This window comes from Pseudomonas protegens (assembly GCF_003363755.1).
In the GTDB taxonomy this organism is placed as follows: Bacteria; Pseudomonadota; Gammaproteobacteria; order Pseudomonadales; family Pseudomonadaceae; genus Aquipseudomonas; species Aquipseudomonas danubii.
Window position 1 is genome coordinate 5,889,947 of the sequence record NZ_CP031396.1, and the last position, 21,791, is coordinate 5,911,737.

Genomic DNA, 21,791 nt, shown 5'->3' on the forward strand with positions numbered 1-21,791 from the left:
TCATGGCGAGAAAAATCAGTTACCAGCAGGCCATCAACGAAGCCCTGGCCCAGGAAATGCGGCGCGACCCCAGCGTGTTCATCATGGGTGAAGACGTGGCGGGCGGCGCCGGCGCCCCCGGCGACAACGACGCCTGGGGCGGTGTGCTCGGGGTGACCAAAGGCCTCTACCATCAATTCCCCGGACGGGTGCTGGACACCCCGCTGTCGGAGATCGGTTACGTCGGCGCCGCAGTGGGCGCCGCCACCCGTGGCGTGCGCCCGGTGTGTGAGTTGATGTTCGTCGACTTCGCCGGCTGCTGCCTGGACCAGATCCTCAACCAGGCGGCGAAGTTTCGCTACATGTTCGGCGGCAAGGCCCAGACCCCGCTGGTGATCCGCACCATGGTCGGCGCCGGCCTGCGCGCCGCGGCCCAGCACTCGCAGATGCTCACCTCGCTGTGGACCCACATCCCCGGGCTGAAAGTGGTCTGCCCGTCGTCGCCCTACGACGCCAAGGGCCTGCTGATCCAGGCGATCCGCGACAACGACCCGGTGATCTTCTGCGAGCACAAAATGCTCTACAGCCTGCAGGGCGACGTGCCGGAAGAGTCCTACGCGATTCCCTTCGGCGAGGCCAACTTCCTGCGCGACGGCAAGGACGTGACCCTGGTGTCCTACGGGCGCACGGTGAACACCGCGCTGGATGCCGCCCGTGCCCTGGCCGGGCGCGGCATCGATTGCGAAGTCATTGACCTGCGCACTACCAGCCCGCTGGACGAAGACAGCATCCTGGAAAGCGTGGAGAAGACCGGACGCCTGGTGGTGATCGACGAAGCCAACCCGCGTTGCTCCATGGCCACCGACATCTCGGCGCTGGTGGCGCAGAAAGCCTTCGCCTCCCTCAAGGCGCCGATCGAAATGGTCACCGCGCCCCACACCCCGGTGCCGTTCTCCGACGCCCTGGAAGACCTGTACATCCCCGACGCGGCGAAGATCGAACAAGCCGTGCTCACCGTGATCGAGTGGAGCCGCTGATGAGCCAGATCCATACCCTGACCATGCCCAAGTGGGGCCTGTCGATGACCGAGGGCCGGGTCGATGCCTGGCTCAAGGAAGAAGGCCAGAGCATCAGCAAGGGCGATGAAGTGCTGGACGTGGAGACCGACAAGATCTCCAGCAGCGTCGAGGCGCCGTTCTCCGGCATCCTGCGCCGGCAGATCGCCCGCCAGGACGAGACCCTGGCGGTGGGTGCGCTGCTGGGCATCGTGGTCGAAGGCGAAGCCAGCGACGCCGAGATCGACGCGGTGATCGCGCAGTTCCAGGCCAGCTTCGTGCCCGGCGACAGCGCCGACGAAGACAGCGGCCCGGCGCCGCAGAAGGTCGAACTGGGCGGCCGCCTGATCCGCTATTTCGAGCGCGGTGAAGGCGGTACGCCGCTGCTGCTGGTGCACGGCTTTGGCGGCGACCTCAACAACTGGCTGTTCAACCACGAAGCCCTGGCTGCCGGGCGCCGGGTGATTGCCCTCGACCTGCCGGGCCACGGCGAATCGGCCAAGGCCCTGCAACGGGGCGACCTGGATGAATTGAGCGAGGTGCTGCTGGCATTGCTGGATCACCTGGAGATTCCCGTGGCCCATCTGGTGGGCCATTCCATGGGCGGCGCGGTGTCCCTCAACACCGCGCGGCTGGCGCCCGAGCGCGTGCGCACCTTGACCCTGATCGGCAGTGCCGGCCTGGGCGCTGAGATCAACGGCGACTACCTGCAAGGCTTTGTCGAGGCCAGCAACCGCAATGCGCTGAAGCCGCAGTTGGTGCAGCTGTTCTCCAACGCCGAACTGGTGAACCGGCAGATGCTCGACGACATGCTCAAGTACAAGCGCCTGGAAGGGGTGCAAGCGGCCCTCGGGCAGTTGGCCGGCACGCTGTTCGCCGACGGCCGCCAGCAGGCCGACCTGCGCCCGGTGGTGCAGGACGGCGCGCAGCCGGTGCTGGTGATCTGGGGCAGCGACGACCGGATCATCCCGGTCAGCCACAGCGCCGATCTCAAGGCGCAGATCGAGGTGCTGCCGGGGCAGGGGCACATGCTGCAGATGGAAGCGGCGGAGCAGGTCAACCGCCTGATCCTCGACTTCATTCGCCAGCACTGAGGTATGCTGCGGCGGCCAGGGGGCCGTCGCAGCTCTACAAGAATATGGAGAAGCCAAGATGAGTGTTTCCCTCAAATCCGTTCCGAGCATGCGCGCCGCGGTCTGGCATGGCCGCCACGATATCCGCGTCGAAGACGTACCGCTGCCCGACGCGCCGCCTGCCGGCTGGGTGCAGATCCGTGTCGACTGGTGCGGCATCTGCGGTTCCGACCTGCACGAATACGTGGCCGGGCCGGTGTTCATTCCGGTGGACGCGCCGCACCCGCTGACCGGGATCAAGGGCCAGTGCATCCTCGGCCACGAGTTCTGCGGCGAGATCGTCGCCCTGGGCGAAGGGGTCCAGGGGTTCAGCCTCGGCCAGCCGGTGGCCGCCGACGCCTGCCAGCACTGTGGCACCTGCTACTACTGCACCCACGGCCTGTACAACATCTGCGAAAACCTGGCCTTTACCGGGCTGATGAACAACGGCGCCTTCGCCGAATTGGTCAACGTGCCGGCCAACCTGCTGTACGCCTTGCCGGAGAACTTTCCCGCCGAGGCCGGGGCCTTGATCGAGCCGCTGGCGGTGGGCATGCACGCGGTGAAAAAAGCCGGCAGCCTGCTGGGGCAGAACGTGGTGGTGGTCGGCGCCGGCACCATCGGCCTGTGCACCATCATGTGCGCCAAGGCCGCCGGCGCGGCCCAGGTGATCGCCCTGGAAATGTCCGGCGCGCGCAAGGCCAAGGCTCGGGAAGTGGGCGCCACCCACGTGCTCGACCCCAAGGAATGCGACGCCCTGGCCGAGGTCAAGCGCCTGACCGGCGGATTGGGCGCCGATGTCAGCTTCGAGTGCATCGGCAACAAGCACACCGCCAAGCTGGCCATCGACCTGATCCGCAAGGCCGGCAAATGCGTGCTGGTGGGGATCTTCGAAGAGCCCAGCGAGTTCAACTTCTTCGAACTGGTGGCCACCGAGAAACAGGTGCTCGGGGCCTTGGCCTACAACGGTGAGTTCGCCGATGTGATCGCCTTTATCGCCGATGGCCGGCTGGACATTGCACCGCTGGTGACCGGGCGCATCCAGCTGGAAGAGATCGTCGGCCAGGGCTTCGAGGAACTGGTCAACAACAAGGAACACAACGTCAAGATCATCGTGTCCCCCGGTCAGTTGCGACGCTCCTGAGTGAGCGATTTGGCGATGGTCGGCAGCGGCCATCGCACTTTTTTACAGTTTTGCGTTCTATCACCAGGCCTGGCCGCGCCGATCCCCGCCGCAGCCCGTGAATTTCGACCCGGTGCCGATGGCCTACGCTCCCTCTTCTTGCATGATGCAAACCCGCTTTGCGCGCCTGTTCCTGGTGGCGCTGCTGATGCTTGGCACCACGGCCTGCACTCAGCAGCAAGGGCGCGATATCGCCAAACAGTTTCGTGAAGGCAAGCCTGACGAATTCTTCCAGACCAGCGTCGATCGCATGGCCACCATTGGCATGCGCGACAACCTGCAGAGCCTGTACCTGCTGATGGGCAAGCTCTACCTGCGCAATCCCAGCCAGTGGCGCAAGTCGGGGTTCCCCGACGGCACCACGGCCCAGCGCGAGATCCGCAACGCCATCGAAAAACGCCAGCCACTGCCGGCCCTGGGAGATCGCCGCGACCTGGCGGCCCTGAGTTATTCCTTGAGCCCGGAGTTTGAGGGGGATCGGGTCGGCGCCTTTATCTATGCCATCGGCAGCATGCTGGTCACCGCCCACGGCGGGCGGACCGAGTTCTACATGACCGATACCATCGATCCGCAGTTCATCAGCAATGCGGCGCGCAATATTGAAAAAGCCACCTGGCTGCTGAGCCAGCGCCAGGATGCCAATGGCGTGCTGTTGCTGTTCTCCAACGAGATTTCCGAGGAGGGCAGCAACCTGAGTTTTGCCGTGGAGTTCGGCAAGATTGTGGCGCGGTTGGATTTGCTGACGCAGATTCTGGATGAGCGCTATCGGCGGGTGGGGTTCAATTATGCGCAGAGTCTGTTGCTGATGAATTTTCTGCCGGTGCAGTAAGGGGCCGACCATAGCTTTGCAGGCGCTGGTTTTCGCTGCGGACTCACCCCTCAAAAATGACCCATGGATACAGGCATTCAATCGTTGAAAACGCTGAAAAAATTTACCGTGCATGGCACCGCCGTGGGCAGCGACAGGCGCATTCAACTGGATGAGATTTCGATTCTCGCCGAGCCGGACACGCTCAGGGCGCTGGGTGAGTTCCTGATCAAGGCTGCAACTGACATGGCGGCCGATGGCCTGGAGCACGTGCACCTGCAAGACGTGATCGAGCACTTCTCGCACCAGGCGCATGTGGATGTGATTGCCCTCAACCGGGCGCTGATCAAGCCTGCCTGAGGCAGCGCATTGCTCGGCCTAGTTACATGTTGCGAATCCGCTCGTCGGCCCGCAGTTCGAACTCAAAGCCAATGCCCACGTCATTCAGGGTTTCGGTAACCCGGGCCATGAAGTACTCGGCCTGCTCGGGCAGTTCATACAAGCCTACGACCTGGATGATCGGGTACTTGCCATAGGCGCCGGGGATCTCGGTGTAGATCTGGCCACCTTCGATGAAGGCGATGTAGCTGTTGATTTTCTCTTGCAGCAACAGCAGGTGTTCGCCTTGTTCCGCCTTGCTGCCCCATTCGAGGTGGTCGGTCATCACCAGCAACAGGCTGTCGGGCGGGTCTTTGGGAATTGCCCAGAAATCGATGACTTTGGGATTGGTGATGGACACGTCTGATCCTTAACGAGGTCGGCTTGCAAGCATTTGATTTACCGGGTCACTGAGCGCCAGGTCACCAGCCCCTCCAGGCCATGCTCGGACTTCAGGTAGTTGAGTGTGTTCTGTGCCTCGGCCTTTTCTTCGAACGGGCCGGCAAAAAGGTGCGGTGGCTCATCGAGAATGGTGGGTATATCGATGAGCCCCATCTGGGCCGCCATGCGCGCAAAGTCTTCATCGGTTTGCGGGCTGATGCGGGCCACCCATCCGCTGCGTTCCCTCAAGGCAATAGGCTCCACGTCGGCGCCGCAGCGCTTGCATCGTGAGGCGTTGGCCTTGATGTCCTGGCCGCAGGCAGGACAAGGGCGCAGATCTTCATGCACCAGCGCGTCAACGCCGGTCTTGGCCAGCCGGGGCATCAACCACAGGGCAAGCAGGGCGACACCCGGAAAGAACAGCCCGATTGCAAACCATCTTGGCCCCGAGCGCCCACGTGTACTGGCCGCGTAAGCGGTCATCGCCGTGAGAATGAGCCAGAGGGGGAGCGAGATGCCCATTGCAACTCCTTGTGTTGAGGTGTGAGTAATGCTCCCGCTGAACGGGGGGCTGCAAAATATCCGTTCTTTGGCGGCGACGCCATAAACCGTCATGCGAGCGGCCTGGTGTGTGGTAGCGGCTAGTGAGGTCAAGCGGTCGCTCGGTCGGCGCCGCTGCCGTTATCAAACAGGAGCGCCTCTGTGTTGCTGGCGCGCCAGGCCATTGGCTTGCTGTCGAATGATGAGGACAATCACGGCGCGGGGTGATTCAAGGCCTTTCCCCGGGCGGCTGCCACGAACCACCCGGGTGCACCTTGAGCAAGAGCGGCTAGGCGCGTGCCTGCCGGGATAGCCGATCCTGTGCCTACCGTTATTCCCGGAGCCTTTGCCCAGTGCCTGACCTGTCGATCAACGCCGCCTACGCCAAACGCTTCAACGCGGTACTGGCCTACATCAATGAGAACCTTGAAGGCGATCTGTCGGTGAAGACGTTGAGCCGGGTGGCGAACTTCTCCGAGTTTCACTTCCATCGGCAATTCACCGCCTTCGTCGGCGTGCCGGTTGCACGTTATGTGCAACTGATGCGCTTGCGCGGTGCGGCCCATCGCCTGGTGTCCCGGGCGGACTACTCGGTGCTGGAGGCCGCGCTCGGCGCCGGTTTCGAAAGCCCCGAGGCGTTTTCCAGGGCGTTCAGGCGGGCGTTCGGCATGAGCCCGAGTGCGTTCAGGAAGCAGCCGAACTGGCAGGTCTGGAATGCGGTATTTGCCATCCCTCATTTTTCCAGGAGCATCATCATGCAGGTACGAATCGTGGACTTTGCCGACATCCGGGTTGCAGCGCTGGAGCACTGTGGGCCTGCCGAGCTGGTCAATGAAAGCGTGCGCAGGTTCATCGATTGGCGGATGCAGAGCGGACAGTCGCCGGTGGCGTCGAGTCGCAGTTTTGGCATTCCCTTCAACAACCCCGATACCACGGCGCCGCAGGAATTCCGCTTTGCCATCTGCGGCGAGATTCATGAGCCGGTGGTGGCCAATGAGGCGGGTATTGGCCAGATGCAGATTGCCGGTGGCCGCTATGCGGTGGTGCGGCATGTGGGCTCGCCGGATCACATCGGTGAAAGCATCTACCCGATCTACCGCGATTGGTTGCCGGGCAGTGGCGAGGAACTGCGGGATCAGCCGATGTTCTTTGAATACCTGAGTATTTATCCGCAGACCCCACTGGAGCAGTGGCTGACGGATATTTATGTGCCCTTGCAGTAGTGGGGATGGGGCAAACCTTGCCCATGACCTCGATTTGAGCATGACCTACGGGTACAGGAGTTCGACCTTTGGAAACGTTGAAACGCTTTAGCGTTCAGGGAACCGCGGTGGGCAGTGAGCAGAGCATCCAGCTGGACGAGATCTCGATTCTCGCCGAGCCGGACACGCTCAGGGCGCTGGGTGAGTTCCTGATCAAGGCTGCAACTGACATGGCGGCCGATGGCCTGGAGCATGTGCACCTGCAAGAGGTGATCGAGGGCTTTTCCCATGAGCGGCATGTGGATTTCATTGCGCTTAACCGGGCGCTGATCCTGCCGGCATAAGGGGGTGCTGCGCGCTGCTCGACCGAGGGGCAGCGCGCAGCTGGCGGGCTACAGGCCAGGAGCCTCTTCGGTCACTTTCAGCTCGAAATCAAAGCCAATGCCGCGCTCGTTGAGGAGCTCGCCAATGCGTTTGAAAAACCAATCGACCTGCTCGGGCAGCTCGTGCAAACCCAGGACCCGGATCATCAGCTGCTTGCCGCGGGCATCGGGAATTTCGCTGTAGATCTCCTCACTTTCGATAAAGGTGATGTAGGTGTTGATCTTCTCCTGCAGCAGGAGCAGGTGCTCGCTGTGCGCCGCTTCGTCACCCCATTCGAGAGGGTCGACCATGATCAACAGCAGGCTGTCGGGCGCGGATTTGGGGATTGCCCAGATATCGATGACTGTTGGGTTGGTGATGGACATGGCTGATCCTTCAGGCGGTTGAGGGCGGCATTGTATGCCGTAGCGGCTGGATTCTTCAGTGGGCAGTCGGTGTTTGCCCCGTTCAGGCGCAACCTGGCCGAGCGGTTTTCAAGAGCGGTCGGATCGACGGCAGTGACAAAATGCCATCATCTGCTATGGCTTGTTAGGCCCCCCGGTGGATAGACGCCGGGCTCCAGGTGCCATTGCCCCGAAGCATCGAGACGGCGCGGGCCGCGTTATTCGACTTAACTGATGCTCACCCGCCCGGGAGGCGGTTCATGGGCGCAGGAGGACGGAGTGTGGCCTGCAATCCCGACAGGCCTGGATTGACCCGAGTGAGTATCGACGTTGCCGTGCCGGGTGGGCCGCTACCCCAGTCGTCGGCTTGTTTACAGCTCTCTGACACTCAGTCGATAGCGTGGAATGACAGCAGTGAAGTACCGACCATTCTATTAGAGAGATAAAAAATGAACGTCAGGACAATGAATCTTGCTCCAAGGTCTGCCGCCTTTTTCTCGCTCATTGTCCTGGTGGTGTTTGCCCTGGGCATTGTCGCGGTGCTGCAAATGGGCAAGCTGCGAGACGCGGAACAGGATGTGGAGACCAACTGGATGGCCAGCATCCGCGAGATCGGCAAGATGAAGACCGGCATCTTGCGCCTGCGCCTGGAAAGCATCCGCATCACCGTGACCACCGACGAACAACAACGCCAGACCCGCATCGCCTCCTTGAGCGGTTACCGAAGCGCCCTGCAGAACACCATCAGCCAGTACGTCCCCCTGATCACCGGGCCGGCGGAGCGTGAGCTGTACCAGGCGGTGGCGACCGATGTGCAGGCTTACTTCAAGCTGATGGACGAGCTGGAGCCGCTGCTGCGCAGCGGTGACAACGCCGCGGCCATCACCTTGATCAACACCCGCATCAGCCCCATGACCAACGCCATGCAGGAGAAGATGGACAAGCTCTCGGACTTCAATGACGAGGGCGCCAGGCAGGCGGGGATCACCGCTTCGTCGGTGTACAACAGCGGCCTGACGCTGGTGCTGGTGTTGATGGGGGTGACGGTGGTGCTCACCGTGGTGCTGGCCACCGTGCTGACCCGCAGCATCACCGCGCCCATCGGCGATGCCCTGGCGGTGGCCGAGCGCATCGCCGGCAGCGACCTGTCCCGGGAGATCGGGGTCAATGGCCGCGATGAAGCCGGTCGCCTGCTGGCCGCCCTGGCCAAGATGCAGAGCAACCTGCGGGAAACCATCGCCCACATCGCCGACTCTTCGACCCAACTGGCCTCGGCCTCGGAAGAAATGACCGCGGTGACCGAAGACGCCAGCCGCGGGCTGGTGCGGCAGAACGACGAAGTCAGCCAGGCAGCCACCGCGGTGACTGAAATGAGCGCCGCGGTGGACGAGGTGGCACGCAACGCCGAAGCGGCCGCGCAGTCGTCCCGCGAGTCCATGGAGTTCACCCGCTCCGGCATCGAGAACGTGGCCCAGACCCTGAAGGCCATCGAAGGCCTGGCCGGCAACGTGGCCAGCACCGGCGAGCAGGTCAAGGCGCTGTCCGGCAGGGCCCAGGACATCAGCAAAGTGGTGGAAGTGATTCGCGCGATCGCCGAGCAGACCAACCTGCTGGCCCTCAACGCCGCCATCGAAGCCGCCCGCGCCGGTGAGCAGGGCCGGGGCTTTGCGGTGGTGGCTGATGAAGTGCGGGCCCTGGCCCACCGCACCCAGCAGTCGACCCAGGAAATCGAGCAGATGATCAGCGCGATCCAGGCCGATTCGACCCAGGCGGTGAGTGCCATGAACGTCAGCGCGGAGATGGCCAACAGCTCGATTTCGGTGGCGCAGAACGCCGATGTGTCGCTCAAGCAGATTGCCCAGGCGATCACCCAGATCAATGAGCGCAACCTGCTGATTGCCACCGCCTCGGAAGAACAGGCCCAGGTGGCCCGCGAGGCGGACCAGAACCTGACCAGCATTCGCGAGCTGTCGATCCAGAGCTCGGCGGGGGCCAGCCAGACGGCCAGTGCCTGTGGGGAGATGGCCAATCTGGCGATTGAGCTGAATCGGTTGGTGGCACGGTTCAAGGTTTGAGCGCAGTTTTTTGCCCTACGCTGGTCTGGTTCCTTCGTAGGAGCTGGCTTGCTAGCGAAGCTCTTCAATGAGGGCGCGGGGCGGGGGACATATCCGTTGCTGCGGTCAGGGCCGCTGGCGGTTTCGCTCTTACAGCGACTCACTTTTGAACAGCGCAAAAGCAAGCAGTTTCCTTATGGCCCTGACCGTCGAAACCTGTAGCCGCTGTCGAGCGCAGCGAGGCTGCGCACGAGGACGCAGTCCTCGCCAAACCTGCCGATGCTTTTCACCTGGCTGCATAGGGTTCTGCGTACATATCCGTTGCAGCGGTTACGGCCACTTAGGGTTTCGCTCTTACAGCGAGTCACTTTGGAAAAGCCGGAATGCCGGCCCAGCCCAAAGTCACCAAAGGGCTCCTGCCCCTCCACTCGGTGCCTCGCATAGCGAGGCATGCCCTCTCTCCGGCATTGATCCGTGGGCCGCCGCCACCGGCCGTCCCTGTCCGGCTGGCGGCTAACCCGGCGTCCTGCCGGGTTACCCACGGCTCACTGCCTGCGTTCGGCCATCGTGTCTAAAGGGGCAGGAAGATCAAAAGCCAGAGCCAAAACCAAAACCAAAACCAGGGCCGGATCAACTCAACATCTGACGGCGGCCGGCCTGAGGGCGACTCTCCAACCTGACGGCGTTCTGCATTGGCCCTGTTCCCCGCTTGAGCCGGTGTTTAGCGCCCGAGCTTTTCCATTGCCGCATCGGCCAGGAAGGACGAGCGGCTCTTGATGTTGTGCTCGCGGACAAAGCGGTCGATCTGCTGAATCACATACCCCGGCAAGGTCACGTTGACCTTCTCGGTCTTGCCCAGGTAAGGCGTGATGTCGATCTCCAGCAGGCCCCAGCCCATGCCCGCGAAATCGGGGTGGGTGCGGTGTTTGCTGGTGGGTGAGGGCAGGGGAATGGCCTGCCCGGCTCGGGCCCGTTCTTCGAGCATAACGTGGGCAATCTCGATGGCCGCGCTATAGGCGGTTTCGAAGGTGTCGCCCGCGGTGACGGCGCCGGGGATGTCGGGAATCTGGATGCCGGTGGCGGTGTGTTCGTCGCCCCACTCGATGCAGATGGGATATTGCACGGGGATTTCCTCAATACAGGTGCGAAGAATGATGGGAGCTAAAGCAGCCCGGCCAGTTTCCTGATGGCCCTGACCGTTCCCCGGGGCAGATCCTTCTTCGGGTGAGGCACTGGAACGGTGTGTGGCCTGTAGGGATGCTGGAACAGATGATGGCTGCCAGTGACTCGCTCCAGCACCCATCCCGCGGCTTCAAGCTCCTTGATCAACTGTCTGCTTTGCACCTCCATCTCCTTGTCGGGGTGAGAGGCGCTTTATAACTCCAGGCGCATGATAACGCAGGTTGAATTGTGTGTCTGGAGTTATGTATCAAGGGGTGTCGTTCAGCAGGGGCCGGTGTGCTGGGCGGTCCCAGGCAACATGAAAGTGCCCTCGGTTTTTCATGGACGTGCCATTGCCGCCACTGCACTATGGCCGCGGATTTTCAGTCACCCATCTCCCTCGTCGAAGGCCGATCCATCGGCGGGTTCATGCCAAGGAAGTCATCAGATCCATGACCGTCAGCGAACTGCTTGCCGCCATTCGTAAACCCTATGTTGAAACCCTGGCGCGTGTTGCCGCAGAAGGGGCGGCGCATGTCGAGCCCGCGTACCGCAACAGCGATGGTTCGCTGGCGGTTGAAGGGGCCATGGGCACGCCTTGTCGGGTGGATGTGATCGCGGCCGAGAGCGGGGAGCCGGTGCAGGTCGATGCCGAAGCCGAGCTGGGTTTTGAGCCTGTGAGGTTTGCGATCGAGCAGATGGCGGTGGGGATCTCGCCCTTTGGCTGGGACTGGTTGCCGCTGGAGGTGCGGGGGTTGAGCCTGGAACAGGCCTCTGAGGTTATTCGGGCGTGGTTCTTTGAGTGGTTCGATGGCGAAGATGAGAACCGGCCGACCGAAGAAGGGCTGCAAGGGGTGCTGCACTTTGTGTCGGACCCGGAGGCCACGGAGGAGGGGTACAGGGTCAAGATTGATCTGGGGTCGGCCCCTGGAGAAGCGGTGGAGGGGTTGTTGTTTGCGTTGGCGGATGCTGGCGCCAGCGGAGCTTTCCTCGGGTAAAGAAGGTCGACCTTCTGTAGCCGCTACCACAGGCTGCGAACGTCTCCGAAGGAGACGCCAAACCTGGCGCCACAACCCACCTGATGTACTGCGCCCCCGACCTCAGGCGCAGCCTGCGGCAGCGGCTACAAGAGACGGGGGCATATCCATTTCAACGTTGCCAGCAGGCCGCGAAACGCTTGCACACCTCAAAGCGCTGATCCAGATCGGCCATGCGTGCCTGATGTGCGCTCAGTGTTTCCTTCAGCAGTGCTTGCTGGGCTCGGTAGTAGTACTCCAGCATTTCATTATTGGTCGACATCGCCTTGCTACGGTCGGCCGCTTCGCTGTTGGGCAAAAGTTCCTTGATCGCCGGGGTGTCGAGCAGGCCCAGACGGTTGGTGTAGTAATCCTTGTACAACTGCAATGAACGGGCCTTGGTGCCCCTCATCTCATTGGAGAACTGCTCCAGGTTCTGCTGATATTCAGTCCAATAGGCATCGGGCAGGCTGAAGTCGAGGCGCTGTTTGCGTTCCGCTATGGATTTGTCGAGCAGTGTTTTCTGGACCGAAGGGGAATCCTCGGCGTCGGGCTGCATTTTCGCGATGACACTCGCGTCGACGATCTGCGCGATCAGCGCTGCACGCTCCGCTGACTGCGGTTGTGCTTCGGTGGGCTTGGGGAAAATAGGGTTGTGGCCGGCGCAGGCGGGCAGGCCTTTGTTGGTCAGCACGATCGGCGAACGCACAGTCTTGCCATCGATCTGGCGCAGACGGCTAAGGGTGACTTGGCAAGTGCGACTTACTTGGCGGAAGTCCGCTTCGTATCCACTTGCGCAGCGTCATCGCGGCGAGGATCAAGAGGTGCTGGCCGAGCGTCATGCGCTGTAGCAGCAAGTCCTTTATCAACCTGCGCATCGTTGGTCAGGTGCGACGCGCAATGGGCAGCCCATCGGCGTCGTCACACTCAATCCAGAACGGAAGTAACAGGCCCTGAAAACAGTGACATGACAATACGACTGACGTAATAACAAACTTGCAAGGCGCTGGTGGCGAGTGTAGAAGGTGGAAAAATTTCAGGAAGTGCCGAAGTATATTTAAAAAATAAATAGTAGATGGAGATGATGATGGCTGAAGGGAATCAGGCTATTGGGGAAGTGTGGGCGTTATTTGTTGGTGGTAGTGGCGGGCGCGGAACTAATGATCGTCTTGGTTGCCCCCGTTTACTTGCCGATCAGCACGGCATGAGTGCTCTCTGTTACGCCCGTGTGTACAGGGTGGCGTATGCGTGAGTTCATGACATTCGATGCGGCGGAACCTGCTTTAGTTGCCCGTAGGCGCACCGCCCGTGCGTTGTGTTCCTCCATCAGCAATAACCCTGATGGTCGGGAGCCGCTTTATAAACTCCTGTTCGGATCAGTGGGTGAGGGGTTTGAACAGTGGGGCAATTTCTTTTGTGAGTTTGGTTCGAACATAAACATTGGTGATGGTGTTTTTATTAATGCCAATGGGGTGTTCCTCGATGCGTTTGAAATAAACATCGGGAACCGGGTGTTTATCGGGCCTCATGTCGGTATTTATACCTCTAACCATGCCAAGGATCTTGAGCAGCGGCGTCGTTATATAGAATCGGGTGCACCTGTAGTCATTGAAGATGATGTATGGATTGGCGGCGGCGCAACAATCTTGCCGGGCGTCACAGTGGGTAAAGGGTCAATTATCGGTGCGGGTGCTGTCGTGGCAAAGTCGGTTCCGCCACACAGTAAAGTGCTGGGCGCTGGTTCTCAGGTTTATCCGATCTAATCAATAGAGGGCATAAAGGGATGTTTGTCTATCAGTCACGCGTGAAAGATCAAATTGTTGGCTCTGTTAAAGATGTCAGTGTTCATGCAGAGGGTGGCATCTACACGGATGCGATTTCGGGCATGTTTAACGTACCGTTCGGGTATTCGTGCGACCCCATCAAGCAGCATATTTCCAAAACGTTGACGGATCTGCCTTTCCACCCCAAGGATCATTTCTATTCGTCCGAGCTGTTTGAAACTTCAGAGCTGCTGCTCAAACGCGCCAAGATGGAAGATGGCGGCTTGCTGTATGTCAACAGCGGCTCGGAAGCCATCGAGTCGTCGATTGCCATGGCCTTGGAATATCACCAGCGCAAAGGCAATACGTTCAAGAAGAAAGTGATCTGCCGCAAGCACTCCTATCACGGCGCCACCTTGGGGGCCCACAGTATTACCGGCAGGAACGATTTCAAGGACCTGCGTTGCAGCGGTTACGACACGATTCGGATCAACCCGCCATTCCCTGTCGTTCACGAAGGTCAGGCGTTGGAAATGCACAGCGTGGCGGATGTGGAGAATATTATTCTTCATTATGGTGCGGAGCAGATCGCTTGCATTATTTTCGAGCCGGTCAACCATTTGAAAGGGATGCGGCAAACTCCCGGCGAGTACCTGATCGGTATTCGTGAACTGTGTGACCGTTACGATATTGTGATGATTACCGATGAAATCGTGACCGGCGCCTCTCGAACCGGAGAGTTCTTGAATACCCATCAGTTTGGGGTTTCTGCCGATATCGTCGCGCTCGGGAAAGGCATCAGCGGTGGTTATTACCCGGCATCCGCTATGGCGACATCCCATAAAATCGCTTCGGTGTTTGACAAGCCAGAGCCGTGGATCCCGTTTTCCTATTCGCATACCTATGCAAGCAACCCGGTTTCGATCGCGGCCATCAATGCGTCGATGCGCGTGCTGGAACAGATAGAGGCCGCAGGGCAGCTACAAAAACTCATTACAAAGACTCAGGCGCTGTGTCAGGAAATCGCCGGGAATGAGCGGATCGCCCGCATTGAATCCCACGGCTTGCTGATCGGCATAACCCTGGACTCAAGCCTTGGGGAGCAGGCAGGCAAGAAGTTGGGTGGGCTGTGCTTTGAAAGGAAGTTGATTATCCGAGGTGAGGAAGATTGGGCTTGCCTGGCGCCCGCCTACATCATGTCAGAAGAAACGCTAAGTGACGTGTTCGAGGTGTTGAATGAATCAATTAGTCAGTTATGACCTCGAGCCAGTTGCCAGCCTGTTGACGCCGTTACATGGCATTCGTCAAAGCGTGCATAAACGGAAGGCGTACCTGACGGCCGATGAGTATGTGCGTGCCAATGAGGAAGTTGAAGTCGGTATTGCCGAGGCGTCGAAGTGCCAGACGATCAACGAACTGTCGGTAGCCATCGCCAGACAATTTACGCCTTTCTATTCAGACGTCAGGGTCTGCCTGGAGCGGATTCATGAAATTGCCGGTTACGGAACCCTGGCATCTTGCCTGTCGTCACTGAACATTGCCGAAGCACTGTTTGCATTGGAGTTCTGCAATGCGGCAGGGGTGGCCAATCAGGATCTGGTAATTGGCAGGGGGCATATTGCGCCATTGTTTTATGCTTATCGTCATGTGCTCAACGGTATGCCTTTGGCTTTTTTGGCTGCGGTTCACGACAAGGTTCCGGCCGTTGTCAATAAACACTACGGTTTTGCCTACAGCATGCGGCATAGCCTTGGCGAGGGAGTGGGCATTGCGTTGGGGCGGGCCAATACCAATCGTGATGCACGTGTTATCTGTGTGGCGGGTGACGGTGAGTTGAACGAAGGGGTGTCTTTCGAGGCGATTCGCCTGATTGGCGAACTTGAGGTCAAGAACCTGACGTTGATAGTGGACAACAATGGCAGAGGGATTGACCCACTTCCCGGGAAGTTGAGGCCGGAGTATTTGGCCGCCTACTTCTCTGATGTTTATGAAGTGGATGGACACGACACCCAGGCGATCAGTGAACACATTCGCCAGGCAGAGAAGGACCATCGCTCGGCCGCGATCATCTGTCATACCGAAAAAGGCGTTCACTCCTTCAAACGTGCCAGCCATCAGAGTTTGATGACGTCAACGGACGATCAGCAGAAGAATGATCTGAGGAAAGCTTCCAGTTGCAGTCGAACGGCCGACATTATCGAAGAAGTTCGCTCAGGGGCACCTGTCCATGTATTCACCGCGGATCTGGCCGCTCGGTTTGGCCTTAAGTCATTGTCCGGTTATTGCAACACTGGCCTGGCCGAGTCAGCGTTGCTGACCTGCGCGATGGGGTGCCCGGATGATGAACTGAAGTTTGTCCTGACCGATGACAAGTATTACCTCAACGCAATAGATGTACTGCACTCTGCTTTGATTGCCTGTCGTAATTTGCATGTCATTGGCGCTCGGAAGAACGGTGTGTGGGGCGGCGCTACGTACGCCTCAACCGTATTCAGCTTGCTGACGGAAGAAACCGTATACGAACTGACAGACCCTCTCGATCTGTTGGCCTGTATTCATCGGCAGAAAGCACAGGGTGGAAACGGCCTGTACTTAATGTACGACCAGCCCATGGAAAGAGTGTGTGCCCTGAGAGAGAAGTACCGGAAGCTGTCTGAAGATATCTATATTTTTCAGCCCGAGTTTGCCGCCGGTTCATTGATAGTGTCATCGGAGTCGATGGCGTATGAAGCCTTTCAGGTCGCCACGACAAAAAAATGCACGCATATCCGGTTCCTGTCCGTTCGGCCGGATCTTGAGTTGGTTAAACAGATGCTGAGCCAATGTGCCGAAATTATTGTCGTAGAACATAACAGTGGTCGCTTCAACCTGGCTGAATACATTGAGTCCAGGTTGCTGGTTCGAGTTCGCAAGGTCTTCAGTGATGCCTACGAGTGGCCAACAACCGAGACTTTCCAGGCAAATGTTGCACCTCGAGCACTGGGTGCATTGTTGGCTGATCCGCCGTACGCATTAGTTAATTAGACTTCACACGTTTAAATGCAGTTTCAACTACTTATTGGTTTTCTGAGCCCTGTATAGGGTTCGGCGGGCTTTCTATGGATTCAGGAGCAGTGGTTTATGACGCAGGGAAATAAAGCGCAAGGCAAGTTGTCCGGTAAAACCATGATCGTCGTGGGCGGTGCCAGAGGCATCGGCTCCGCGATTGTTGAAGTACTGGCCAAAGAAGGTGTTCATGTCTACATCTTTGATACCGACCGGACACCCAATGCAATCAACCACTATCAAACTCAGGATGTCAGTGGTTATCAGGCGGCTCGCACGCTGGCGGCGGATCTTGTGGAGCAAGGGCTTTCGGTAAAGGCCATTGCGGTCGACGCAACGTCTGAAGCCCAGGTCATAGAAGCCGTAGGTGGCGTTGTCCATGAGTCAGAGCACTTTTACGGCCTGGTCAACGCCATTGGCAGCAGCCATCTGATCAACACGGTTGAATCATCGCTGAGCGAGTTTGACGCGATCGTGCAAACCAACCTTACAGCACCTTACTTGACGTCGCGTGAGGCTGCCCGCGCACTGATCCAGAGAGGCAAGGGCGGCGCGATCCTGAACATCAGCTCCATTGCCGCAAAAGTCGCCTTTCCTGGAATATCTTCCTACTGCGCCGCGAAAGCCGGGTTGCAGGGCTTCTCTGGCGCCTTGGCGCTGGAGTTGGCCACTCACAATATCCGGGTCAACTGCGTTTGCCCCGGCATCGTCAAAACCAATATGTGGAAGTACCTGGAGAACCGCCTCATCGAGCCTAACGAGTCGCTGGATGACTTGTGGGCTCGCATGGAGGGCCTGATCCCGCTGGGTCGTACACAGATCCCGGAAAACATTGCCCGGTTCTGTCTGGCGGTGCTTGAGAACGAAGACATCACGGCTCAATCCCTGTCGGTCGATGGCGGAATGAACCTGTATGGATGACACCGTTGGCACTACGCCTCTTTTGCGCAAAGACCCGAACACCGTACTGAGGATCAGTGATCGTGTGTTCGCTGCCGAGCATTGCGCGCAGCTGCGTTATGTAGCGCCGGTTCTGAAACTGCGAAGCGAACCCGGTAGTGATTCGTTCAATATTCCAGGGCTTCATACGGTGGACAGCTTGGGCACTTTGCTCACGTCGGTGACGGGAGAGTTTGCCCTTGGCGCTGACATCAAGTTATTCAGCCTGGCCAAGTTTGATGCTGCAGGGCTCTTTCTTCACGTCGGGCTGCACAAGCTGAAGTTCGGTGTTGAAGAGTACGGCAGCCACAAGAAGATCGTATCGGTGCATTCATCGCCCTATAGCGATGAAGTCAATGGCATCGAGGTAAACGATAAGCCTGTGCGGCTGTTCATTTCGCGAAGTGGGGATGTGTTCTCGTGTTATCTGAGTGGCTCTGAGGGTGCCGTGGTTTTTCATCGGGCGTTCTATGTGAGCAACTGCCCGGATGAAGTGCGCGTCGGGTTTAGTGTGCAGTCGCCCTTTTCCGAGGGAGCGGTCGGGGAGTTTTCCCGGATTGAAATATCCTCACAGTCCATGGGACTCATCAGAGAGTGAGCAGGTATGACGAGCAAAGACACCTGGTTGATAGTTTCTGATTTTGACGAGACGTTCATGCCGGTCTTGTCATCTCGAGAGGCGGATGCCGGGATAGACAAACTGGAAAGCTGTTTGAATCAACTGAAACGCAAGCACCACCTGTTGTTTGGCTGGGCCACGGGAAACAGTCAAGCGGTGGTCCTGGACAAGATGAAGAGATACCCCGAGTTTCCCTGGGACTTTGCACTGACCAGTCTGGGAACCGAGTTGTACTGGAATCACCCGGACAGTGTTCTGGAGGATGAGGGTTGGCCGTTACAAGGCGCAGGCACCTTTCCAGAGCGGGTCATAAGGCTGAGCACCCTGTTCGAGCAAGAGGGTATTGAGTTGACGTTGCAGTCGGAGGCTTTCCAGCAAAAACGCATTCGGGGTTATTACTTGAAGGCCGATGGCAATGAAGCGATCGCCATCGAGCAGATCCATAGACTCTGTTTGCAGGTGGGTCTTGAGGCCTCAATTACCTACGCCAGTGCCGCCGCCGGCGACCCTGAGAATGTCTACGATGTAGCCATCATGCACCCGGGGTGCGGAAAGAAGCAGGGGGTCGATTTCATCGTCAAGAAACATGAGATTTCCCCCGCCAGAGTCATCTCGTTCGGGGACAGTTGTAATGACATCGAGATGTTGAAGGCCTGTTCACATGGTTACCTGGTGGGCAACGCTTCGCATGAGGCCAGGCAGGCGTTTGATCGTGTTGTTGAGGGTTTTTATTGTCACGGTATCGTTGATGGTCTTCAACGGCATTTTTGAACTGGGATAGGCATCTACATGGACAGTACAGGGCACACTGAGCATCACAGTGATAAACAGATATTTGATATCTACTTCGGGTTTATCAATACCTACACCTTGTTTTTTGCGGATGAAGTAAAACTGTTTGATCTGCTTGAAGGCAAAGCGCTGAGGCTGGGTGAAATCGGCTCGGCATTGGAACTGGCACCTCGGGCAGCACAGGCGCTTGTGGCTATGTGCACCAGTCAGGGGCTGCTTGAGAAGAGTGGGGAGTGCTATGGCCTGACGTCTTTGGCGCAAGCGTTTCTGACCCGAAAATCGGAGACCTCGTTCAGTGGGGTCCTGCAATCCGCACGCCACAAAGAAGATGCGTTCTCTTATGCATTCTTCAAAGAGTCGATGCTCAGTGGAGAGTCCGGGTTGTTCGGTAAGACTGATCTGTTTGAGAACAATGCGCAGGACCAGTTACACAGCGAAATTTTCACCAAGGCGATGCACAGTAAAAGCAAAGGACCGGCTCGGGCCTGGTCGGGTCGGATTGATCTGTCCGGGTATAGCTGTCTTCTGGATGTGGGCGGTGGTTCGGGTGTTCACTCTATTTGTGCGCTGGAGAAATGGCCTGAACTGAATGCCGTGATCTTTGATCTTCCCTATGTCTGCGATATTGCCGATACCTACGTCGAGCAGTACCGGATGGCGGGGCGCATCACAACCCATAAAGGAGACATCTGGGCGTCTGAGTATCCAGCCGCCGATGTGCATCTTTACAGTGATATTTTTCATGATTGGCCGCTGGACAAGTGTCTGTTTCTGGCCAAAAAGAGTTTTGATGCGCTGCCCAGCGGCGGCCGTATCATTCTTCATGAGATGTTTTTTAATAAAGAAAAGACCGGCCCACATAATGTCGCGGCTTATAACGCGAACATGTTGCTTTGGACCCAGGGTCAGCAATTGTCAGAGACCGAGATAAGGGAGCTGCTGACGATCGCCGGTTTTCGCGATATTACAGTTTCCCGCACGCAATACGGTGACTGGAGCCTGGCAACCGGAATCAAGTATTAAGGGTGCTGACAACCAATGCCCTGTGAGGGCCTTTTGATTGCACAGGGTGAACTCAAGGTCCGGCGCATTCGCTCCGGACTTCACTTGTGTCTTCTTGCGGGAGATTAAAGTGATCCCAGTACGTTACCGTATTCTTTGTATTTACTCCGGCATGCTGGCGTTGACCCAGTATGAGTGGATGCGCTTTGCGCCTATCACGGATCAGGTATCCGCCCAGTACGGTATTACTTATGGGGAAGTCGGTTCATTGTCTTTGGCTGTGACGGCACTTGCATTACCGCTGGCACTTCCCAGTGGTGGCCTGATTGACCGTATATCGGTGCAAACAGCCTTGCGTATCACCGCCATTGCCATGTTGTTGGCGGCATTGATACGGGTGTTACAACCCCATTATGAATACCTGCTTGCCGGCCAACTGTTGTTCGGGTTTGTTCAACCCTTGACCATGTCGCTGCTCGTCAAGTTGATGATCACCTGGTTTTCTGACGATGAACATGTGCGGGTCACGACGCTGTTCAGTATGGTGATTTTCCTGGGTATAGGCTCCGCGTTCATGATTGTCCCGTTGACGGAGGAGGGGAACGTCAGCAGTTCGTTGTTGATTGACGTCGCGATCCTGGGGCTGATTACGCTATTGACCTTCATTTATGTCCCGCGAGATGGCCCTCTTGTGCAAACAACGTCCGCCCCGACCCAGTCCGGCGGCCGTTTACTGGCGGAGGGTGTCGACTTATTGCGCACGGCTCCGTTCATGGCTGTTTTGCTGATGATTTTCTTAACCAACGGCTATTTCTCCGCCATTACGACATGGCTGGAGCCGATCCTGTTGCGTCAGGGGATCGATGCCCAGGTTTCAGGATTTATCGTTGTTCTGATGTTGGCCGGTGGTATCGCGGGGATGACGTTCATGCCTTTACTGGTGCGCAGCGGTGCAAGCGTGGGGGGCATTCTGTCCGGGGTTTCATTGTTGGCAGGGGGAGGCACGGTACTGCTTTTCACCTCGGGTTCCCCTTGGATATTGAGTCTGGCAGGGATTGTGATCGGTGCCGCGCTGTTATCTCCGTTGCCTCTTCTGCTGCAACTGATAGCCGACACTGCCGGACTCTCCAGGTCGGGGACGGCGACCTCAATTTTCTGGTTAGTCGGCAATATTGGCGCCACGATAATGATCGCGACGTTGGGGGTTATCGCCGACCATGGTGACTGGGGAATGGCAGCGGTATTGCTGTGCCTGGTTCTGGTCGTCCAGATAACGATTTCTCTCATGGGCTTTCGAATGGTCGGCGCTAGCACTACCTGACAGCGAGCAGTCGAGGAACATTGCTTTGAATTAACGGGAACATCAGTGTTCGCGCCTCGTCTCTCTAGCGTGTGGGTGACGGCGGCCTGTTGGCCGGTCTGGAGCCTGGGGCTGTGTGGGGTGTGTTGAGGGTCTTTATCGTTCCAGTTTTTCCATCGCCGCATCCGCCAGAAAAGACGACCGGCACTTGATGTTGTGCTCGCGGACGAAGCGGTCGATCTGCTGGATCACATAACCCGGCAAGGTCACGTTGACCTTCTCGGTCTTGCCCAGGTAAGGCGCGATATCGATATCCAGCATGCCCCAGCCATGCCGGCGAAATCGGGATGAGGGATGTGCCTGGGCGTTTGGGGTACATATCCGTTGCTGCGGGTGCGGCCGCTTAGGGTTCCGCTCTTACAGCGGGTCACTTTGGATGGAGCCCAAAGTAACCAAAGGCTCTCTGCCCCCGCATCCGGCGCCTCGCCTAGGCTCGGCGTTCCCTCACTCCGGCATTGCTCCGGGGGCCCGCCGCCACAGGCCATCCATGGCCTGATGGCGGCTTGCTCGGCATCCATGCCGAGCTGCCCCCTGCGCAACGCCTGCGTTCGGCCTCCTGAAGGGGCAGGCAGATCAAGAGCAAGAGCCAAAGCCAAGCAAAGCGCGTTTTACGCGCTTGTTGAGTTCAGTGGCGT

At 58.5% G+C, this 21,791-nt stretch carries 23 protein-coding genes and 2 pseudogenes; 18 read left to right on the forward strand and 7 right to left on the reverse strand.

Annotation, left to right across the window (positions count from 1 at the left end):
* Nucleotides 1–2 precede the first annotated feature (2 nt).
* The 5 genes from DWF74_RS26670 (at nt 3) to DWF74_RS26690 (ending at nt 4,497) form a co-directional block, all read left to right on the forward strand.
* Nucleotides 3–1,016, forward strand: coding sequence for an alpha-ketoacid dehydrogenase subunit beta (locus DWF74_RS26670; RefSeq protein WP_102861834.1), 1,014 nt, complete (start codon nt 3–5; stop codon nt 1,014–1,016).
* Nucleotides 1,016–2,128, forward strand: coding sequence for an acetoin dehydrogenase dihydrolipoyllysine-residue acetyltransferase subunit (locus DWF74_RS26675; protein ID WP_115582018.1), 1,113 nt, complete (start codon nt 1,016–1,018; stop codon nt 2,126–2,128). The genes DWF74_RS26670 and DWF74_RS26675 overlap by 1 nt, the downstream gene beginning before the upstream one ends.
* A gap of 88 nt (nt 2,129–2,216) precedes the next feature.
* Nucleotides 2,217–3,290 carry a 2,3-butanediol dehydrogenase gene (locus DWF74_RS26680; protein ID WP_240322080.1) on the forward strand — a complete coding sequence of 358 codons (1,074 nt, stop codon included), beginning with the start codon at nt 2,217–2,219 and terminating at the stop codon, nt 3,288–3,290.
* A 145-nt stretch (nt 3,291–3,435) separates the two neighbouring features.
* A complete protein-coding gene (locus tag DWF74_RS26685; protein WP_240322081.1) occupies nt 3,436–4,158 on the forward strand; it encodes a hypothetical protein in 723 nt (240 codons plus the stop codon).
* A 63-nt stretch (nt 4,159–4,221) separates the two neighbouring features.
* Nucleotides 4,222–4,497 (forward strand): Imm32 family immunity protein, encoded by a 276-nt coding sequence (locus DWF74_RS26690; RefSeq protein WP_102861830.1) that lies wholly within the window; start codon nt 4,222–4,224, stop codon nt 4,495–4,497.
* Between the two features lie 22 nt (nt 4,498–4,519).
* Here DWF74_RS26690 and DWF74_RS26695 read toward each other — a convergent pair whose 3' ends face one another.
* Together DWF74_RS26695 and DWF74_RS26700 are read right to left on the reverse strand one after the other, a co-directional pair.
* Entirely contained in the window at nt 4,520–4,876 is a 357-nt protein-coding gene (locus tag DWF74_RS26695; protein ID WP_115582020.1) for a DUF6572 domain-containing protein, read from the reverse strand.
* A 38-nt stretch (nt 4,877–4,914) separates the two neighbouring features.
* Nucleotides 4,915–5,418 carry a zinc ribbon domain-containing protein gene (locus DWF74_RS26700; protein WP_115582021.1) on the reverse strand — a complete coding sequence of 168 codons (504 nt, stop codon included), beginning with the start codon at nt 5,416–5,418 and terminating at the stop codon, nt 4,915–4,917.
* Nucleotides 5,419–5,789: 371 nt separating this feature from the next.
* Between DWF74_RS26700 and DWF74_RS26705 the strand changes: the two genes are divergently transcribed.
* Entirely contained in the window at nt 5,790–6,659 is an 870-nt protein-coding gene (locus DWF74_RS26705; RefSeq protein ID WP_115582022.1) for an AraC family transcriptional regulator, read from the forward strand.
* 68 nt (nt 6,660–6,727) lie between these two features.
* A complete protein-coding gene (locus DWF74_RS26710; protein ID WP_060838485.1) occupies nt 6,728–6,982 on the forward strand; it encodes an Imm32 family immunity protein in 255 nt (84 codons plus the stop codon).
* A gap of 48 nt (nt 6,983–7,030) precedes the next feature.
* Here DWF74_RS26710 and DWF74_RS26715 read toward each other — a convergent pair whose 3' ends face one another.
* Nucleotides 7,031–7,387 (reverse strand): DUF6572 domain-containing protein, encoded by a 357-nt coding sequence (locus DWF74_RS26715; protein WP_115582023.1) that lies wholly within the window; start codon nt 7,385–7,387, stop codon nt 7,031–7,033.
* Between the two features lie 566 nt (nt 7,388–7,953).
* On the opposite strand from DWF74_RS26715, the pseudogene DWF74_RS31105 reads away from it, so the two are divergent.
* Nucleotides 7,954–8,577, forward strand: a pseudogene (locus DWF74_RS31105) (MCP four helix bundle domain-containing protein); the annotation flags it as partial.
* A 198-nt stretch (nt 8,578–8,775) separates the two neighbouring features.
* On the forward strand, nt 8,776–9,480 hold the full coding sequence (locus DWF74_RS31110) for a methyl-accepting chemotaxis protein (RefSeq protein ID WP_430757477.1): 705 nt from the start codon (nt 8,776–8,778) through the stop codon (nt 9,478–9,480).
* A gap of 700 nt (nt 9,481–10,180) precedes the next feature.
* Here DWF74_RS31110 and DWF74_RS26725 read toward each other — a convergent pair.
* A complete protein-coding gene (locus DWF74_RS26725; protein ID WP_115582025.1) occupies nt 10,181–10,582 on the reverse strand; it encodes a type II toxin-antitoxin system HicB family antitoxin in 402 nt (133 codons plus the stop codon).
* A 38-nt stretch (nt 10,583–10,620) separates the two neighbouring features.
* Nucleotides 10,621–10,803 (reverse strand): type II toxin-antitoxin system HicA family toxin, encoded by a 183-nt coding sequence (locus tag DWF74_RS26730; RefSeq protein ID WP_042942436.1) that lies wholly within the window; start codon nt 10,801–10,803, stop codon nt 10,621–10,623.
* 269 nt (nt 10,804–11,072) lie between these two features.
* On the opposite strand from DWF74_RS26730, the gene DWF74_RS26735 reads away from it, so the two are divergent.
* Complete coding sequence (locus tag DWF74_RS26735; protein ID WP_115582026.1) at nt 11,073–11,618, forward strand: hypothetical protein; 546 nt, start codon at nt 11,073–11,075, stop codon at nt 11,616–11,618.
* A gap of 151 nt (nt 11,619–11,769) precedes the next feature.
* Here DWF74_RS26735 and DWF74_RS26740 read toward each other — a convergent pair whose 3' ends face one another.
* Entirely contained in the window at nt 11,770–12,345 is a 576-nt protein-coding gene (locus DWF74_RS26740; RefSeq protein WP_115582027.1) for a hypothetical protein, read from the reverse strand.
* Between the two features lie 535 nt (nt 12,346–12,880).
* Between DWF74_RS26740 and DWF74_RS26745 the strand changes: the two genes are divergently transcribed.
* From DWF74_RS26745 to DWF74_RS26780, 8 genes are all read left to right on the forward strand, one after another.
* Entirely contained in the window at nt 12,881–13,399 is a 519-nt protein-coding gene (locus DWF74_RS26745; RefSeq protein WP_080966932.1) for a sugar O-acetyltransferase, read from the forward strand.
* Nucleotides 13,400–13,419: 20 nt separating this feature from the next.
* The gene (locus DWF74_RS26750; RefSeq protein ID WP_041117182.1) at nt 13,420–14,658 is read left to right on the forward strand and encodes an aminotransferase class III-fold pyridoxal phosphate-dependent enzyme; all 1,239 of its coding nucleotides are present in this window, start codon (nt 13,420–13,422) and stop codon (nt 14,656–14,658) included.
* Complete coding sequence (locus tag DWF74_RS26755) at nt 14,636–16,423, forward strand: 1-deoxy-D-xylulose-5-phosphate synthase N-terminal domain-containing protein (RefSeq protein WP_240321964.1); 1,788 nt, start codon at nt 14,636–14,638, stop codon at nt 16,421–16,423. The genes DWF74_RS26750 and DWF74_RS26755 overlap by 23 nt, the downstream gene beginning before the upstream one ends.
* A gap of 96 nt (nt 16,424–16,519) precedes the next feature.
* Nucleotides 16,520–17,365, forward strand: a complete 846-nt coding sequence (locus DWF74_RS26760; protein ID WP_047336269.1) for an SDR family NAD(P)-dependent oxidoreductase — start codon at nt 16,520–16,522, stop codon at nt 17,363–17,365.
* Nucleotides 17,358–17,981, forward strand: a complete 624-nt coding sequence (locus DWF74_RS26765) for a DUF1349 domain-containing protein (RefSeq protein WP_115582029.1) — start codon at nt 17,358–17,360, stop codon at nt 17,979–17,981. Before DWF74_RS26760 ends, DWF74_RS26765 begins: the two co-directional genes overlap by 8 nt.
* Before the next feature lie 6 nt (nt 17,982–17,987).
* Nucleotides 17,988–18,773, forward strand: a complete 786-nt coding sequence (locus tag DWF74_RS26770) for an HAD-IIB family hydrolase (RefSeq protein ID WP_115582030.1) — start codon at nt 17,988–17,990, stop codon at nt 18,771–18,773.
* 18 nt (nt 18,774–18,791) lie between these two features.
* On the forward strand, nt 18,792–19,817 hold the full coding sequence (locus DWF74_RS26775; RefSeq protein ID WP_115582031.1) for a methyltransferase: 1,026 nt from the start codon (nt 18,792–18,794) through the stop codon (nt 19,815–19,817).
* 109 nt (nt 19,818–19,926) lie between these two features.
* Nucleotides 19,927–21,117 carry an MFS transporter gene (locus DWF74_RS26780; protein WP_240321965.1) on the forward strand — a complete coding sequence of 397 codons (1,191 nt, stop codon included), beginning with the start codon at nt 19,927–19,929 and terminating at the stop codon, nt 21,115–21,117.
* Between the two features lie 135 nt (nt 21,118–21,252).
* Here the strand turns inward: DWF74_RS26780 and DWF74_RS26785 are convergent.
* Nucleotides 21,253–21,432, reverse strand: a pseudogene (locus DWF74_RS26785) (type II toxin-antitoxin system HicB family antitoxin); the annotation flags it as partial.
* Nucleotides 21,433–21,791: the final 359 nt, after the last annotated feature.

Bases quoted from the DNA above. Each gene is read 5' to 3' on its own strand.
- DWF74_RS26670 (WP_102861834.1), top strand. From the start codon at position 3: ATGGCGAGAAAAATCAGTTACCAGCAGGCCATCAACGAAGCCCTGGCC.
- DWF74_RS26675 (WP_115582018.1), top strand. From the start codon at position 1,016: ATGAGCCAGATCCATACCCTGACCATGCCCAAGTGGGGCCTGTCGATG.
- DWF74_RS26680 (WP_240322080.1), top strand. From the start codon at position 2,217: ATGCGCGCCGCGGTCTGGCATGGCCGCCACGATATCCGCGTCGAAGAC.
- DWF74_RS26685 (WP_240322081.1), top strand. From the start codon at position 3,436: ATGCAAACCCGCTTTGCGCGCCTGTTCCTGGTGGCGCTGCTGATGCTT.
- DWF74_RS26690 (WP_102861830.1), top strand. From the start codon at position 4,222: ATGGATACAGGCATTCAATCGTTGAAAACGCTGAAAAAATTTACCGTG.
- DWF74_RS26700 (WP_115582021.1), bottom strand. From the start codon at position 5,418: ATGGGCATCTCGCTCCCCCTCTGGCTCATTCTCACGGCGATGACCGCT.
- DWF74_RS26715 (WP_115582023.1), bottom strand. From the start codon at position 7,387: ATGTCCATCACCAACCCAACAGTCATCGATATCTGGGCAATCCCCAAA.
- DWF74_RS31110 (WP_430757477.1), top strand. From the start codon at position 8,776: ATGAGCGCCGCGGTGGACGAGGTGGCACGCAACGCCGAAGCGGCCGCG.
- DWF74_RS26735 (WP_115582026.1), top strand. From the start codon at position 11,073: ATGACCGTCAGCGAACTGCTTGCCGCCATTCGTAAACCCTATGTTGAA.
- DWF74_RS26745 (WP_080966932.1), top strand. From the start codon at position 12,881: ATGCGTGAGTTCATGACATTCGATGCGGCGGAACCTGCTTTAGTTGCC.
- DWF74_RS26750 (WP_041117182.1), top strand. From the start codon at position 13,420: ATGTTTGTCTATCAGTCACGCGTGAAAGATCAAATTGTTGGCTCTGTT.
- DWF74_RS26755 (WP_240321964.1), top strand. From the start codon at position 14,636: ATGAATCAATTAGTCAGTTATGACCTCGAGCCAGTTGCCAGCCTGTTG.
- DWF74_RS26760 (WP_047336269.1), top strand. From the start codon at position 16,520: ATGACGCAGGGAAATAAAGCGCAAGGCAAGTTGTCCGGTAAAACCATG.
- DWF74_RS26765 (WP_115582029.1), top strand. From the start codon at position 17,358: ATGGATGACACCGTTGGCACTACGCCTCTTTTGCGCAAAGACCCGAAC.
- DWF74_RS26770 (WP_115582030.1), top strand. From the start codon at position 17,988: ATGACGAGCAAAGACACCTGGTTGATAGTTTCTGATTTTGACGAGACG.
- DWF74_RS26775 (WP_115582031.1), top strand. From the start codon at position 18,792: ATGGACAGTACAGGGCACACTGAGCATCACAGTGATAAACAGATATTT.